The organism is Streptomyces sp. SS1-1 (assembly GCF_008973465.1).
GTDB lineage: Bacteria > Actinomycetota > Actinomycetes > Streptomycetales > Streptomycetaceae > Streptomyces.
In genome coordinates this window covers 584,480-599,829 of record NZ_WBXN01000004.1, presented here as the reverse complement: position 1 = coordinate 599,829, position 15,350 = coordinate 584,480, and the positions used below count along the sequence as shown (strand labels likewise).

Annotated in this window: 12 protein-coding genes and 1 pseudogene; 7 read left to right on the top strand and 6 right to left on the bottom strand. The window is 73.0% G+C overall.

What is annotated here, in order from left to right; genetic code table 11:
* Window positions 1-30: 30 nt before the first annotated feature.
* Window positions 31-879 (top strand): alpha/beta fold hydrolase, encoded by an 849-nt coding sequence (locus F8R89_RS03730; protein WP_151782595.1) that lies wholly within the window; start codon window positions 31-33, stop codon window positions 877-879.
* On the opposite strand, the gene F8R89_RS03725 is transcribed toward F8R89_RS03730, so the two are convergent.
* Window positions 867-2,645: a sulfatase gene (locus tag F8R89_RS03725; protein ID WP_151782594.1), complete on the bottom strand. Its 1,779-nt coding sequence runs from the start codon at window positions 2,643-2,645 to the stop codon at window positions 867-869. The two genes, F8R89_RS03730 and F8R89_RS03725, sit on opposite strands and share 13 nt — an antisense overlap.
* A gap of 291 nt (window positions 2,646-2,936) precedes the next feature.
* On the opposite strand from F8R89_RS03725, the pseudogene F8R89_RS36580 reads away from it, so the two are divergent.
* The 4 genes and pseudogenes from F8R89_RS36580 to F8R89_RS03705 all read left to right on the top strand — a co-directional run.
* Window positions 2,937-3,074, top strand: a pseudogene (locus F8R89_RS36580) (thiolase domain-containing protein); the annotation flags it as partial.
* Between the two features lie 114 nt (window positions 3,075-3,188).
* Window positions 3,189-3,434, top strand: coding sequence for a DUF397 domain-containing protein (locus F8R89_RS03715; RefSeq protein WP_062669662.1), 246 nt, complete (start codon window positions 3,189-3,191; stop codon window positions 3,432-3,434).
* 135 nt (window positions 3,435-3,569) lie between these two features.
* On the top strand, window positions 3,570-4,475 hold the full coding sequence (locus F8R89_RS03710) for a universal stress protein (RefSeq protein ID WP_151782593.1): 906 nt from the start codon (window positions 3,570-3,572) through the stop codon (window positions 4,473-4,475).
* Between the two features lie 87 nt (window positions 4,476-4,562).
* Entirely contained in the window at window positions 4,563-5,060 is a 498-nt protein-coding gene (locus F8R89_RS03705) for a hypothetical protein (RefSeq protein ID WP_151782592.1), read from the top strand.
* Between the two features lie 19 nt (window positions 5,061-5,079).
* Here F8R89_RS03705 and F8R89_RS03700 read toward each other — a convergent pair whose 3' ends face one another.
* Window positions 5,080-7,002, bottom strand: a complete 1,923-nt coding sequence (locus tag F8R89_RS03700) for an N-acetylmuramoyl-L-alanine amidase (RefSeq protein WP_151782591.1) — start codon at window positions 7,000-7,002, stop codon at window positions 5,080-5,082.
* A gap of 251 nt (window positions 7,003-7,253) precedes the next feature.
* Complete coding sequence (locus tag F8R89_RS03695; RefSeq protein ID WP_151782590.1) at window positions 7,254-8,396, bottom strand: aminoglycoside phosphotransferase family protein; 1,143 nt, start codon at window positions 8,394-8,396, stop codon at window positions 7,254-7,256.
* 233 nt (window positions 8,397-8,629) lie between these two features.
* Here F8R89_RS03695 and F8R89_RS03690 point away from each other — a divergent pair, with 233 nt between their 5' ends.
* Window positions 8,630-10,126 carry a hypothetical protein gene (locus F8R89_RS03690; protein ID WP_151782589.1) on the top strand — a complete coding sequence of 499 codons (1,497 nt, stop codon included), beginning with the start codon at window positions 8,630-8,632 and terminating at the stop codon, window positions 10,124-10,126.
* A gap of 39 nt (window positions 10,127-10,165) precedes the next feature.
* On the opposite strand, the gene F8R89_RS03685 is transcribed toward F8R89_RS03690, so the two are convergent.
* Entirely contained in the window at window positions 10,166-11,545 is a 1,380-nt protein-coding gene (locus tag F8R89_RS03685; protein WP_151782588.1) for a PP2C family protein-serine/threonine phosphatase, read from the bottom strand.
* Between the two features lie 426 nt (window positions 11,546-11,971).
* Here F8R89_RS03685 and F8R89_RS03680 point away from each other — a divergent pair, with 426 nt between their 5' ends.
* Window positions 11,972-12,385 carry an SsgA family sporulation/cell division regulator gene (locus F8R89_RS03680; protein ID WP_151782587.1) on the top strand — a complete coding sequence of 138 codons (414 nt, stop codon included), beginning with the start codon at window positions 11,972-11,974 and terminating at the stop codon, window positions 12,383-12,385.
* Between the two features lie 68 nt (window positions 12,386-12,453).
* On the opposite strand, the gene F8R89_RS03675 is transcribed toward F8R89_RS03680, so the two are convergent.
* Both F8R89_RS03675 and F8R89_RS03670 read right to left on the bottom strand, forming a co-directional pair.
* Window positions 12,454-13,551 carry a chemotaxis protein gene (locus F8R89_RS03675; protein WP_151782586.1) on the bottom strand — a complete coding sequence of 366 codons (1,098 nt, stop codon included), beginning with the start codon at window positions 13,549-13,551 and terminating at the stop codon, window positions 12,454-12,456.
* Window positions 13,552-13,615: 64 nt separating this feature from the next.
* Entirely contained in the window at window positions 13,616-15,193 is a 1,578-nt protein-coding gene (locus F8R89_RS03670) for an alpha/beta hydrolase (protein ID WP_151782585.1), read from the bottom strand.
* Between the last annotated feature and the right edge of the window lie 157 nt (window positions 15,194-15,350).

Below are 15,350 nucleotides of genomic sequence, written 5' to 3'. Positions count from 1 at the left end.
CCGGCGCGGGCCACGACCATGATCGGGCCCATGCCCACCCTGCGCGCCGCCGACGGCACCAGACTCGCCTACCACCTGCGCGGGGACGGCGAGCCGCTGCTCGTCCTGCCGGGTGGGCCGATGCGTGCCTCCGCCTACCTCGGCGACCTGGGCGGCCTGTCCGCGCACCGGCGTCTCGTCCTCCTCGACCTGCGCGGCACCGGAGCCTCCGGAACACCCGCCGACCCGGCGACCTACCGCTGCGACCGTCTCGTGGACGACGTCGACCGGGTCCGGGAGCACCTGGGACTCTCCCGCGTCGACGTGCTCGGCCACTCCGCGGGCGGCAGCCTCGCCCTGCTGTACGCGGCCCGGCACCCGGAGCGGGTGGGGCGGCTGGCGCTGGTCACCGCGACCCCATGGGTCCTCGGCATGCGGGGCACGGCCGAGGAGCGCAGGGCCGCGGCGCTGCGGAGGGAGGGCGAGCCCTGGTTCGCCGAGGCGTACCCGCTGTTCGAGCGGTGGCTGACCGGGGACGGCGACTTCGACCCGGCCATCGCCCCGTTCTTCTACGGCCGCTGGGACGCCGCCGCCCGGGAGCACGACGCCCGCGCCGAGGACGAGTCCAACGACGAGGCCGCCGACATCTACTTCTGCGACGGCGCCTACGACCCGGCGGCCACCCTCGCCGCCCTGGCCCTTCTGACGGCCCCCGTCCTGGTCCTCGCGGGCGGGGCCGACGGCGGCCCCTGTCCCGGCCTGGCCCGCCGTACCGCCGCCGCCCTGCCGGTCGCCGAACCGGCCGTGCAGCCCGGGGCCGGGCACTATCCGTGGCTGGACGACCCGGTGTGGTTCGTCCGGCGGATCAGGGAGTTCCTGGACGCCGGTCAGCGTCCCTGAGAGCCGTACGCCGTCAGGAAGCGGTCCCGGAACCGGTCCATGCCCCAGGTCGGTGCGTCGTCGGCGGGCTTGAGGCCCTCCGTCCAGTTCCAGCCCTCGATCCGCTCCAGGACCTTCGGGTCCTTGGCGACGATCGTGACCGGCACGTCCCTGCTCGTGCTCCCTCCGGTGACCGTCGGCACGGGCTGGTGGTCGCCGAGGAAGACCAGCACGGTGTCGTCGGTGCCGTAGCGCTCGACCCACTCGGTGAGGCTCTGCACCGAGTACTCGATGGCACGCCGGTACTCGGTGCGCACCTTCTCGGAGTCCTTCCACACCTGCGCCGGGTCGGTGCCCTCCTTCTCGATCCCGTCGAACACCGAGCCGTCGCCCAGGTCGTCCCAGTCGACCATGCGGGGGATCGGCGACCACGGGTTGTGGCTGGAGGCGAGGATGATCTCCGCCATGATCGGGTCGCGGTCCTTCTTCCCGTGCTCGAGGCGCTGGAACGCCTCCAGGCTGAACTGGTCCGGCACCGGCGACCAGCTGAAGTACGGGCCCTGGTACCCCAGGTGCTCGGAGTCGTAGATGTGGTCGAGGCCGAAGTACTTGCCCTCGGGCCAGGCCTTGCGGACGCCCGGGACGATACCGACGGTCCGCCACGCGCCGGTCTTGCGGAAGTAGCTGGTGAGGGTGGCGCGGTCGCTGGTGGTCAGGGAGCGGTAGCGCTGCTGGTTCTTCACCCACAGGCCCGACAGGAACGTGGAGTGGGCGAGCCAGCTTCCGGCGCCCGTCACCGGCGACCTGAGCCAGCCGCTGCGCGCGGAGAAGCCCGCGGCCTTCAGCCGGGCGTCGCCCGCCCTGAGCGTCGCGTCGACGTGCGGGCCCATCTTCGGGTCGTCGATGGCGACCCGGCCGTAGCTCTCGATGAACGTGAGCATGACGTCCTTGCCGCGCAGCCCGGTCAGCAGCTGGTCGGACGGCGTCCTGGCGTAGGCGTCGGCGGTGAGCTGCTTCTCGAACACCGCGGCGTCGGCGAGGCCGTCCTGGACGTACCGCACACGGTTCGACAGGTACTGGCCGTAGCCCTTGGTGGCCACGGTGACGCCTCCGGCCTGCACGCCCACGGTGAAACAGATGACCCACACCACGCCGAGGACCAGCGTGGAGCGCGCGGCCACCCGGCGGTGGCGGGCCAGCACGTTGGCCAGCCGCAGCATCGCGAGCGCGCTCAGCACCAGCACGGCCACGGTCAGGGCGATGACCCCGATCACCGCCAGCACCTCGCCCGTGCGGCCGAGCGAGTCCTTCAGGAAGTCCGCCGCGTCCACGAGCAGCACCCAGTCGAAGACCAGGTCGAACGGCCGGGCCAGGGTCTGCCGGAAGCCCATGTCGAGGCACTTCAGGACGGCCGTCAGCCCGAGGAACACACCCAGGACGGCGGCCGTGATCCGCCGTGGCCGCGGCGGCAGGAGGAGCAGGACGCCCACGAGGACGAGACCCTCGACGGGGAGGCGGAAGAACGACTGGAGAGGCATCTGGTCGAGCCGGTTCGGCACGATCAGCACGACGTACACGAGCACGGCGGCCAGCACGGTCGTGCCCAGCCACACCCCTCGGGCGGTCCGCGGGAAACGCCGGCGCCAGCCGAACCAGCCGGCGCGCACGGGTTCCTGTACGCCGGGTTCGGAGTCCTTCCGGGGCTCGTCCACCGCCGTCTCGTCGGCGTCCGGGCTCCCGTCGGCGTCCGTGTCCGGCAGTTGGCGAGAGGGCGTGAGGTGCGACACCCGTTGTCCTTCCGTGCGGTTTCCCTGCTGGTACGGCGGACCGGGCCCGTGGGTCGGGACCGCCTCCCTCGCGTACGGCGCGCCCCCGCCGCCCGTTCAGATCCGCAGGTCAATCGCGGGCAAAGACTACGCCCCACGTCCCGTCCGGTCGGCGTGGCCGCACCGCGCGACCCGGCCGACCCCGCCCACGCCGACCGGCGCGCGGGTCACCGGGTCGACCACCCCTGTACGGGAGTTGGCGCAACGCGCTGAGTTACCCTGCGCCCACCTCCACGAGCACGACGTCACCCTGGAGAAGGTCCAGGCTTCACCGATGCCGAACTCGACGGCGACCTGCCCGTCGACATGTCCGGCGGGCTCCTGTCCACCAATCCGATCGGCGCCTCCGGCATGATCCGCTTCGCCGAGACCGCCGGACGCGTGAGCGGCACCCCCGTGCCACGGCGGCCACCGTTGGCACAAAGGTCCCCCTCACGTGGCCTGTTGGCGCCAGGAACCGGTCGCTAGGCTGGCCGCGGACGACGAACCGGGAGGAGCACGGACGTGGCCGAGAGCACCATCCAGCAGCAGTCGCCGCTCGCGGGCTGGGACAAGCCGGAGCTGGACCTCAGCAACGCCGACTGGCACTCGAGCAGCCGCGGCCTCGGCGATGTCCAGATCGCCTTCGTCGAGGGTTTCATCGCGATGCGCAACGGCGACCGGCCGGAAAGCCCCTCCCTGATCTTCACCCCGGCCGAATGGGGCGCGTTCGTGTCGGGCGCCAGGGAAGGCGAGTTCGACCTCACCTAGCACCTGGTCCGGAGCCGTTCCGGGGGTGTCGCACCCGTTTTTCCGGACACGCGACCTGGACAAGCGCACCCCGGCCGGTGCCTGCGTCAGGCTGGCCCCGGGGCGCGAAGGTCGTACTCCGGAGGTGAGGAACCCATGAGCACCCTGCCGGTCATCGCGGCGGTCGACGGTTCGGACGACAGCCTGGTCGCACTGGACTGGGCGTTCGAGGCCGCGCTCACGCGCGACGCGCAGCTGAGCGTGGTCCACGTCCAGCAGTACCCCGCGTGGGCCAGGCCCGACACCCTGCCCGTCGGCCGTCCCGAACCGGAGGACGACACGGTCCTGAACCTCTCGCGCCGCTACCTCGCCGGCCGCGAGAAGAAGCCGACGATCGCGTACCACGCCCTGGAAGGCGCCGTCGGCACGCTGTCCGCCCTCGGTGCCACCGCCCAGCTGCTGGTGCTCGGCTCGCGTGGCCGCGGCGGCTTCGCCAGCCTCCTGCTCGGCTCCACCGGCCTGGCCGCCGCCCGCGACGCCGAGTGCCCGGTCGTCGTCGTGCCCAAGCCGGGACGCCGGGTCCACGAGGGCGGTGTGCCCGTCGAGCCGGGGCCACGCGTCGTCGTCGGCCTCCAGGTCGACAGCCCCGACGAGGCCACCCTGTCCTTCGCCTTCGCCGAGGCCGCCCGGCGCGGCGCCCGGCTCCAGGCCGTCGCCGCCTACACCTGGCCGCTGCACCTGTGGTCGACGGCCACCGCCCAGATCATGCCCCCGGACGAGGACCAGGCGGCCGTCGAGGCGGAGACCCGCAGTCTCGCCGAGGGCTTCCTCGCCCCGCACCGGGCCCGCCACCCGGAGGTGCGTGCCGAGGTGGCCGTGGCCCCCGGCGACGCGGCCGGCCAGCTCGTCGCCGCCAGCCGGGACGCGACCCTCGTCGTCGTGGGCCGGCACCGCCGCCGGCTGCTCGCCCCGGCCCGCATGATGGGCTCGGTCACCCAGGCCGTCCTGCTGCACGCCGCCGCCCCGGTGGCCGTGGTCCCGCCCGCCCCCGCGGAGGAGTAGCGGCCCGCGGGGGACGTCCCGCGAGGGGTGTCGCGCACGCCCCGCCCGCACGACGTGGAACAGGCCCGGCCACGTACCATTGGCGGCATGTCGTTCCTCCGCCGCCGCAGCGCCACGCCCGCCGGGCCCGACTTCGACGTACTGGCCATGGACCCGGGCGACTGGCCCGGGAACCTCGGCGCCGGGCTGCTGCCCGCCCCCGACGGCAGCTGCCAGGGCGTCTTCCTGCGGTACGACCTCTTCGGCGGCCGCGGCCCCGCCATGATCATCGGCAATCTGCCGGAGGGCTCCCCGGCCCGGGAGACCGACGAGGACGAGATCCCGTTCGAGGTGGCGCAGCTGCTGCTCGCGCTGGAGAACGAGGAGGACGTCACCGTCGTCGGCAGCGAGGACGTCCCCGTGATGCAGGGCGACAACCTGCTGATCGTGCGCCGGCTGAAGCTCTCCGAGAGCCGTATCTCCTGCGTGCAGTTCGACCGCAGCGACAACGTCCTGGTGACCATCGCCGCCTGGGACCGCCCCATCACCGACGATCTGTACGCGCTGCTGAAGCCGCTGCCCGCCGAGCTCTTCCAGCAGGGCTGAGCCCGGCGGGGCGGCCCCGTCAGCTGCCCGACCGCACCACCTTCACGTCGGCCACCCGCACGAACGCCACCCGGTGCCCGTACTGGATCTCGTAGTACTGGTCCTTGCCCCGCACCACCCGGTGCGAGCCCTCGTCGAAGGTCACCGCGTAGTAGTACTCGCCCGGCACCTTGCCGCCCACCACGTACCGCTGCCCGGCCGGCAGGGTGTACGGCAGCGGCGACACCGCCTGCGCCGGCACGCCCGCCGGGTACGCGGACGCCTCCGGGTACGCGCGTCCGTACACCGGCACGCTCTCCGTCCCGTCCTTGGGCGTGACCACGTCACCGACCGCGTGCACGGCCGTCGGCGTCTTCGCCGGGTTCTTGAACCACGCCTTCTGCCCGAGGTACCAGATCGCCGTCCAGTCGCCGTCCTGGCCGGCCACCGCGAACTGCTGCCCGGTCGACACCCGCGAGGACAGGTCGTTGACGTCCTTGGTCGGGGTGGACCCGTCACCGATGTCCTTGATGAGCGGGTACGACTCGCCGGGCCCGGAGTACAGCCGCACCTCGCTGGACCCGTGGTCCGCGCACCGCTCGCCCGCCGTCACGCAGCCCGTGAACTCGGGCCGGTTCGTGGCGTAGTCGGGGCGGATCGTCACCAGGCCGCCCTTCGCGCCTGCGGTCGGCGCCAGGGGCCGGCCGAGCAGCTCGAAGTAGTGCCGCCAGTCCCAGTACGGGCCCGGGTCGGTGTGCATCCCGCCGATCGTCGACGTCGTCGGGCCGGGCACGGTGTCGTGCCCGAGGATGTGCTGCCGGTCCAGCGGGATGCCGTGCTGCTTGGCGAGGTACGCCACCAGCCGCGCCGACGAGCGGTACATGGCCTCCGTGTACCAGGAGTCCGGCCGGGTCAGGAAGCCCTCGTGCTCCAGGCCGATCGACTTGGCGTTGACGTACCAGTTGCCCGCGTGCCAGGCCACGTCCTTGGCCTTCACATGCTGGGCGATGTGCCCGTCGGTGGACCGCAGCGTGTACTGCCAGGAGACATAGGTCGGGTCCTGCACCATGTCCAGGACGCCCTCCCAGGCGCCCTCGGTGTCGTGGACGACGATGTACTCGATCTTCTGGTCCGCCGGGCGGTTCCCCAGGTCGTGGTTGCCGTAGTCGCCGTCCCCGAACTCCTCGTAGGGCGCCGGGATCCACTCGCAGGACACCGTCGGCGGGCACTCCGTCTCCGCGGCCCTCGCCCGGCGCAGCCCGGCCTGCCCCAGTTGCGCGGGGTCGGGGGCCAGTCCGGGACGCGCGGCCAGCGACACCCGCTGCCCCTCGTCGGTGCGGCGCTCCTGACCGGTGCGCAGCACCTCGAAGACGTCGTTCGCGTATGCCGTGGCCGTCGCCGTGTCGTCGGCGCCGGAGAACCGGGCCACCGCCCCGTACCAGTCGGCCGGGTCGGAGCTCAGCGGCTCGCCCAGCTCGCGCTGCGCGGCCGCGAGCAGCGCGGCGCCGCCCGCCACATTGGCGGCCGGGTCCGTGCGCAGCCGCTCGGGGCTCAGCCCGGTCAGCTCCGCCGCCTTCGGCAGCGTCCTGAGCCGGGCCGGGATCGTGGAGGTCTTCAGCGCCTTCGCCACGGGGGGCGGCAGCGGGCGGGCGCTGTCGCCGCGCGGGTCCTCGGTGCCCTCGCTGTGGTGCGCACGGGTGCCGGCCAGTGCCGCGCGCGCGTCGGTCAGATGCATCGGGCCGTAGCCGCCGGACACGCTGGGCGCGCCGCTGTGCGCGTCCCAGCGGGACTGGAGATAGGAGACGCCGAGCAGCACGCTCGACGGCACGTGGTACTCGGCGGCGGCCGCGGTGAACGCCGACTGGAGCCGGTCGCCGGAGTCGGCGCGGACCCCGGACGGGGCGGCGCCGAGCAGGGGCACCAACAGGGCCGCGGCGGCGACGGCGGTGACGGATCCTCGCAAAGCAGCCTCCTGGGACGGTCGTGCGCGGTGAGCCGTGCGGGCCGGGCGTGGTCAGTGGTACCCGCTGTCAGACGATCCGTCAATCATGCCAAGGGCTGGGCGAATACCCATGTCAACCGAGGGTTCCCGGGAGTTTCGCGGGGGCGGTGGCCGGGCCTGCGCGGCGTCAGTGGCCTACACCGATGACCGGACGCACGAAGGCCCGCGGAACGCCTCCGAATCGGAGAGCGCGCCGCGGGCCTTCGTCCCCGTCAGCGAGTGCCGACCGCCGCACGCACGGCCCGGCGGGCCAACTGGCAGTCGTCGTGCAGCCGCCTCAGCAGCAGCCGCTGTTCCTCGCCGGACGGCACGGCACCTTGGTGGGCCGTTCCCGGTGCCGTCGGGGCCGGGTCGTGCATCGAACGCTGCACCGCCATCTCGTACGTGCGGATCTCGCGGGTCAGCACCAGCATCAGGTTCACCAGGAAGGCGTCCCGGGAGGCCGGGCCCGCCGACTGGGCGATCTGGCTGATCTGCCGCCGGGCCACCGGCGCGTCCCCGAGCACCGACCACAGCGTCGCCAGGTCGTAGCCCGGCAGGTACCAGCCCGCGTGCTCCCAGTCCACCAGCACTGGACCGGCCGGTGAGAGCAGGATGTTCGAGAGCAGTGCGTCGCCGTGACAGAACTGGCCCATGCCCTGCCGGCCCGCGGAGGCCGCGATGCCGTGCAGGAGCTTCTGCAGGTCACCCATGTCCCGGTCGGTGAGCAGGCCCAGATCGTGGTACCGGGAGATCCGGGTCGCGTAGTCCAGCGGCGCGTCGAACGTCCCCGCGGGCGGTCGCCACGCGTTGAGCCGGCAGATCGCTCCGAGCGCCGCTCTGATGTCCGCCCGCGGCGGTGACTCCACCGGATGCCGCTGGAGTGCCGCCACCCGGCCCGGCATCCGCTCGATCACCAGGGTGCCGTTGTCCGGATCCGCCGCGATCAGTCTCGGCACCCGCACCGGGGGGCGATGCCGGACGAACGAGCGGTAGGCCGCTATTTCGTGCCGGATCCGCTCCGCCCACGCGGGGGACTGGTCGAGTAAGCACTTGGCGACCGCCGTGCTCCGGCCGGTCGTGCCGACCAGGAGCACGGACCGTCCGCTGCGGCGCAGCACCTGCACCGGCGCGAACTCCGGACAGATGCGGTGCACCGACGCGATCGCCGCGCGCAGCTGGGCGCCCTGGGGGCCGGACAAGTCGAGTCTCCCGCTGAGCGGTTGGGTGCCGAGCCCCGCGGGGCGCCGCGGCCGGCCCGCGCCGAGCACGGGAGCGGGCGCCGGACGCGCGGGGTCGAGGTAGGGACCGCCACCCGCCGGGCGGGCACGCAGCGGCCGGGGCGGGGCGGACACGGAGGACGATGCTGCGTACATGGGAGAGACAGATCCCTTCGTGTGCCTGCTACGTCAGTGCGCCACCCGACCCGGTCGCCGGGACACACCCTGGGGAGAGTCCCCCGGCGACCGGGTCGGGGTGGCGCGTTCCTACTCGACACCCGGCGCCCAGTGGCACACCATCTGGCGCACCCTGGCGAACCCTGGCGAATAGTCCCGGGGCACCTTTCACCGGGCTACTGTCAACTCAGCCGAGAACCTGGGGGCTTGACGTGAGCGGAGAACCCAACACCCGTCTTTCGGATCTGTTCGGCCTGGCCGGCTGGTCCAAGGGCGAACTCGCGAGGCTGGTCAACCGGCAGGCGGCGGCCATGGGCCACCCCCAGCTGGCGACCGACACCTCACGGGTGCGGCGGTGGATCGACATGGGAGAGATCCCGCGCGATCCGGTGCCGCGGGTGCTGGCGGCCCTGTTCACCGAGCGTCTCGGCCGTGTCGTGACCATCGAGGACCTCGGTCTGGTCCGGCACGGGCGTACGGGGAGACGGCAGGACGCCGGGAGCGTGGAGCATCCCGACGGTGTGCCGTGGGCGCCCGAGCGAACCGCCGCGGTCCTCACCGAATTCACGGGAATGGACCTCATGCTCAACCGACGCGGCTTGGTGGGCGCGGGTGCCGCGCTCGCCGCGGGATCCGCACTCAGCAGCGCCATGCACGACTGGCTGCGCACCGACCCGGCCCTCAGGGCCGACGCCCCCCAGTTCGACGACCCCTTGCACGCCGACCCCGCCGGGTTCGACCGTTACGAGGCCGCCCCCATCGGATCGCAGGAGATCGAGGAGCTGGAGCGCTCGGTCGAGGTGTTCCGGGCCTGGGACGCCGCCCGTGGCGGCGGACTCCAGCGCAAGGCTGTGGTGGGCCAGTTGAACGAGGTGGGCGGCATGCTCGCCTACCGTCACCCCGACCATCTCCAGCGGCGCCTGTGGGGCGTCGCCGCCAACCTCGCCGTGCTCGCGGGCTGGATGTCGCACGACGTCGGCCTGGAGCCCACGGCCCAGAAGTACTTCGTCATCGCCGCCCACGCGGCCCGTGAGGGCGGCGATCGGCCCCGTGCCGGGGAGGCCCTCTCCCGGGCCGCGCGCCAGATGGTGCACCTCGGCCGGCCCGACGACGCGCTCGACCTGATGAAGCTCGCCCAGTCCGGCTCGGGCGACCAGGTCCTGCCGCGCACCAGGGCCATGTTCCACACCATCGAGGCCTGGGCGCAGGCGTCCATGGGCAAGGGCCAGGCCATGCGCCGCACTCTGGGGCAGGCCGAGGACCTGTTCGTCTCCGACCGGAGCGACGTACCGCCGCCGAGCTGGATGCAGACCTTCAAGGACGAGGATCTGTACGGCATGCAGGCCCTGGCCTACCGCACCCTGGCCGAGTTCGAGCCGGGGGCGGCCGCCCACGCCCAGCACTTCGCGGAGAAGGCCCTCGCCCTGCGCGTCGACGGCCGGGAGCGGTCGAAGATCTTCGACCATCTGTCCATGGCGTCCGCCTGCTTCATCGCGGACGACCCCGAACAGGCCGACCGCTACGCCCGGCTGGCGCTCATGTCGATGGGCTCCAACTCCTCGGGCCGCACCTGGGACCGGCTCCGGCAGATGTACCGGCTCACCGCCGAGTACTCCAGCTACCCGAAGATCCATGAGCTGCGGGAGGAGATCCGGCTGGCGCTGCCCAAGGCGAGGAAGCCGCAGGGCGGAACCAGCGCCCAGGCGTAGCGGCGGGCGCCCGGCGCGCGCGATCCGTCTCCGTGACGGCTAGTCCGTCACCCTGGCCATGAGCACGCAGGCGTCGCCCTCGTGCTCCCTGTCACCGAACTCCTCGGCGACCAGCCGTACGCAGTCCTGTGCGGTGCCCGCCTCGACGAAGCGGGGGGCGAGGTCGAGGAGCCGGCGCGCGGAGTCCATGTCGCCCTGCCCCGGCAGCAGTCCGTCGGTGTGCAGCACGATCAGGTCGCCCGCCTGGAGGGTCTCCTCGGCGTCGCCGTAGGCGGCGCCCGGCGTCGCCCCCAGCAGGGGGCCGCAGGGGGAGTCCAGCCTGCGCCCGGTCCCGCCGCGGAACAGCAGCGGGGCGGGGTGTCCGGCCCTCGCCCAGGTCAGGGTGCGGGTCTCGGGCCGGTAGCGGCAGCACACGGCGCTGCCGAGGGCCGGCTGGTCGCCGGCGTCGAGCAGCTGGCCCAGCCAGGAGAGCAGTTGTCCCGGCTGGGTCCCGGCCATCGCCATGCCGCGTACGGCGCCCAGCAGCGTCGCCGTGCCCGAGGCCGCGGCGATGTCCTGCCCGGTGAGGTCGCCGACGCTGAACAGCGCGACTCCGTCCGGCAGTTCGAAGGAGTCGTACCAGTCGACGCCGATCGGTGCGCTCGCCGGGGACGACAGCCGGTGCGCCGCGATGTCCAGGGTGCCGGGGCCCTGCCGGGCCGGGTTCCGGGAGGTCCGCCAGGGTGGCGCGGCCTCCCGCACCCCGGCCGGGTGCCGATGCTCTCCCGGCGCGGGACGCCGGGCCCCGGGGAGTGCGTCACGGGTCTCGCTGACGGTGTGCCGGCGGCGGCGGACCTCGCTGACGTCCCGCAGCACGGCCCACATGGAGGCCGCGGCGCCGTCGGCGTCGAGCACGGGCTCGCCCATCATGTGCACGGTCCGGGCCTGTCCGTCCGGCCGGACGATCCGGAACTCCCCGTCGATCGGCTGGGCGTCGATCAGGCAGGCGGTGACCATCGTGGTGAGCCGGCGCCGGTCCTCGTCGTGCACCAGGGACGGCAGTTCGTCGAGCGTCAGGGGCGGGGCGGCCGGGTCCCGGCCGAGGATCTGGTACAGCTCCCCGGACCAGCTCGCCTCGTCCGTCAGCAGGTTCCACTCGGCGCTGCCGACCCGGCTGAGCACCGCCTCGGAGCGCGGCGCGGGGGCGGGGCCGTCCCGCAGCTGGGCCAGATGCGCGTCCAGGTCGTCGAGTTGGTGCAGGGCGAGGTCGCACAGGGCGCGCTGCCAGCGCTCGCGGGGTCCGCAGGCGTCGCTCGGGGTGTCCCGCCGCACGGCGTCCACCTCGCCCTTGAGCCGTCGCGTCTGCGTGATCAGCGCGTCGACCGGACCGGGTCCGGGTGGCGGTGCGGCGGGGCGGTCCGCGGAGACATGGGGCGGCATGACGCTCTCCGATGAGGGGACGGTACGACCAGGAACGACGGAGGGACCGTTACGACTGTCGCACAGCCCGCGACGCCCCGTAAGGGATTTGGCAACACCCGACACGGTGGTGCGTCCGGCATATGCCAGAGTCTCCAGGGACAGGTCGAGCGGTACGCATGGTGTACGTGCCCCAGAGGTACGAGTCGTATGCGGCGTACGCGATCTGAGGGGTCTCCGGGGTCGCCGGGCGGTACTCATGTGCACGTTCGACGGGCAAGTGTTCTAGCGGGGTGGGCCGGTGGCTCTGTGCCGGATGGTTGCGCCTTCACCGAAGTGACGCAGCTCACAAAAAGAATCCGCGCACAAGTGTCATGCGAAAGGTGAATGCGGGCTCATAAAAGCAAGCCGCAAAAATCACCGCCGCCGACACAGGGGAGAGTGCCCATGGAGATCGCCCTGGAGCAGCCCGCCCACGCCCGTCTGATCACCGGCGAGGAGCGCGAACTCCCCGTCCCCGCCACCCTGCGGTACCGGTCCTCGGACCCGCTGGCGGTGCACCTCGACTTCCCGGGCGAGGTCTCCCTCGACGGCCGGGGCGCCCTCTGGACCTTCGCCCGCGCACTGCTGGACGCCGGTCTGCGCGGGCCGGCCGGGGACGGCGACGTGCGCGTCTGGCCCTGCGGCCGCGAGCGCACGGTCGTCGAACTGCACTCCCCGCACGGCATGGCGCTGCTCCAGTTCGACACGCCCGCCCTCGAACGCTTCCTGCTGCGGACATGCGCCGTGGTCGCGCCGGGCGAGGAGGACCTGGGCGAGGCCGTGGAGCGCGGTCTGAGCGCCCTCTTCGACGGCGTGTGACCCGAAGGGGGCGCCGGCGGCACGACGAGGAGGCCGACCGTGGCCGTACCTCCTCGTCGCCCCCTCGTTCAGTAGCGCAGCACGCCCGCGATCCGCTCGGCGTCGTCCAGGGTGCCGTCCGGGACGAACCGGACGTCGGCGCCGGTCTCCAGGCACTGCTCGACGATCTCGTCCACGATGTCCTCGCGGGCGTCGAGTTCGCCGGCCGCCGCCGGGATCAGATGGCCGCCCTCGTCGCCGCGGACCGTCATCCGGAAGTTCTCCTCGACGGCCAGCATCCGCACCCGGCCCTCCCGGGCGCTCTGCCAGACCTCGTCGACACCGGCCGCGTACGCCTTGCGCCCCCGGGCCGCGACGAGTTCCCGCATCACCTCGTCCGTGCTCTCCCGCAGGTCGGCCGTGATCCGGGGCGCCACCGCGTGCCACACCGCGTCCCGTGTCCCGTGCGCCAGACCCCCGTGCGGGATGTGCACGGCGAGCTTCGCGGCCCCGCCGATCTCGTCCAGCAGGGACAGCGCCGCCGGTTCGCCGGTGACGTACAGGCGCCGGGGGTGGCGCCGCACGAGCGCGCTCAGCGCGGAGTCGGCGTCCTTGAGGAAGTGCCGGGTGTCCTCGTCGCGGAAGGTGCTCGGCGTGTCGCCGATCCGCTCGCGCCGCTCGGCGTCGAAGTTCTCCGGGCGCCGGGTGAGGGGGAAGCCGCCGGTCCTGGCCTCGGTGATGCGGTCCAGGGTGCCGGTCCACAGGGTGACGCGGTCGGCGGCGACCGAGCAGACCCAGTACGGCCGTTCGGCCGCCTGCGCGGAGACCAGGTTGCGCGTGAGGAAGGTGTCCGAGAGCACCACGCGCTCGGGCACGGACCGGGCGAGCGACCACACCTGGTGCTCGCCGGGCGCCGCGAAGATCACCAGGCCGTCCTCGGCGTACGTGAGGTCCACCTCGGCGAGGGCCTGGTCGAGTTCCCGCTCGACCTCCGCCCGGCGCTCCCGGGTCACCGACGGATCGGTCTCCAGCTGCTTCTTGGCCTCGGCCACGACATTGCGCAGCCGGACCTGGTCCTGGGCCCGGTAGGGCTCGCGGCGATGGGTGGGCGTCAGCACGGACACGGCCGGGTAGGGGCGCGGACGCCGCAGCTCGGACAGGGTGCTGGGACTCAGTGCGTGCTCCATAAGAAGACGATAGGTCCGATTCGCCGTTAGGGCATTTGGGGCAATTCCTCACCTGGTCGGAGGGCTACCGCCGGTCCTCGTCGGGCGCGCACGAACTGCCGTCCGGCGGCAGCGTGCCGTACAGCAGGAACGCGTCGACCTTGCCGTGCACGCACTTGGAGGAGGCGTAACCGGTGTGCCCGCTGCCCTTGTTGTCCAGCACCACGGCGGAGGAGCCGAGCCGCCGCGCGGTCTCCATGGTCCAGCGGTACGGCGTCGCCGGGTCGCCGCGGGTGCCCACGAGCAGCATCTTCGGCGTGTCCAGGTCCTTGACGTCCTCGCGGATGAAATCCGTGCCGGCGGGGCGGCCGTAGCACATCAGCACCTCGTTCAGCCGCTGCCGGCCGAAGACCGGGGAGGCCTCCTCGTACCGGGCGCGCAGCCGGTCCAGGCCGTCGGTGATCTCCCGGCCGGTGGGGCGGTCGGGGTCGTCGGCGCAGTTGATCGCCATCATGGCCGCGGCGGGGTTGTCGAGCGGGACGTCCTCCGCGTCGACCAGGCCGCCGTCGCCGGCCTTCGCCCGCCGCGCGGGGGAGCCCCCGCCCCCGGCGAACGCCTCGATGGCGTGGGTGCTGCCGTCCTCGACCAGGGTGGCCAGGGCGCGTTCCAGGGAGGGCCACAGCTCCTTGCTGTACAGGGCACTGCTCACCGCGGCGACCAGGTCCTGCCCGGTGAACGGCTCGCCGAAGACCGAGGGCACCGGGTCCTTGTCCAGCGAGTCGACGAGCATCACGACGTAACGGCGGGCCTGGCGCGCGTCACGCCCGAACGGACACGCGACGTCCTCGGCGCACCAGTCGGTGAACTCGTCCAGGGCCTTCTGCTGCCCCTCGGCCCCCGCCACCCCCTGCTCGGTCAGCGGCTCGGTGAGGGTGTCCACGCCGTCGAGCACCAACCGGCCCACCTTGTCCGGGAACTGGGCGGCGTACACCGCGCCGAGCCGTGTCCCGTAGGAGAACCCGAGGTAGTTGAGCTTCCTGTCGCCGAGCGCCGCGCGCATCACGTCCAGGTCGCGCGCGGCGTCGACGGTTCCTATGTGCGGCAGGACCGGGCCCGAGTGCCGGGCGCAGGCGGCCGCGGCGTCGCGGAGCCTGTCGAGGACGCCCTGCGGATCGCGCCGGACTTCCGCCGGATCGTCCGGGAGGTCGATCTGCTCCTTGCCGTCGCCGCAGCTGACCGGTGAGGAGCGGCCGACCCCGCGTGGATCGAACGTCACGATGTCGTAGTCGTCCGTGAGGCTCATGAACTCCTTGCCGGCGCCCGCGAACTGAGGGACGCCCGCACCGCCCGGTCCGCCGAAGTTCACCAGCACCGACCCCTTGCGGTGGCCCGTCGCTCGATAACGGGCGAGCGCCAGTTCGAGTGTCCCGTCGCGGGGGTGGTCGTGGTCGAGCGGCACGGTGACCTTGCCGCACTGCATGTCCTTGGGCATGCCCTCGCCCGGGCACTTGCCCCAGGACACCTTCTGGTCGTAGAAGCGGGACACGGCGGGCTCGGACGGCCTGCCCGTCGGCAGACCCGTGCCGATCACGGCCAGTCCGACCGCGCAGGTGACGGCGGCGCCGCGCCACAGGGTGGGGCGCGTTGACAGCTTTGCCGGCATCGAGGCCTCCAGGGACGCCCGTCGCGGGCCGGGAAGCGGCGTCCTCGGCTCACGATAAGCGGCACCCGGAAGGCACGCCTCCGCACGAACGGCGGACAGGGACCCCCGCCGACCGGGCGACATGTGCAGTGATCGGACTTTTTACCACTAGTTCGAC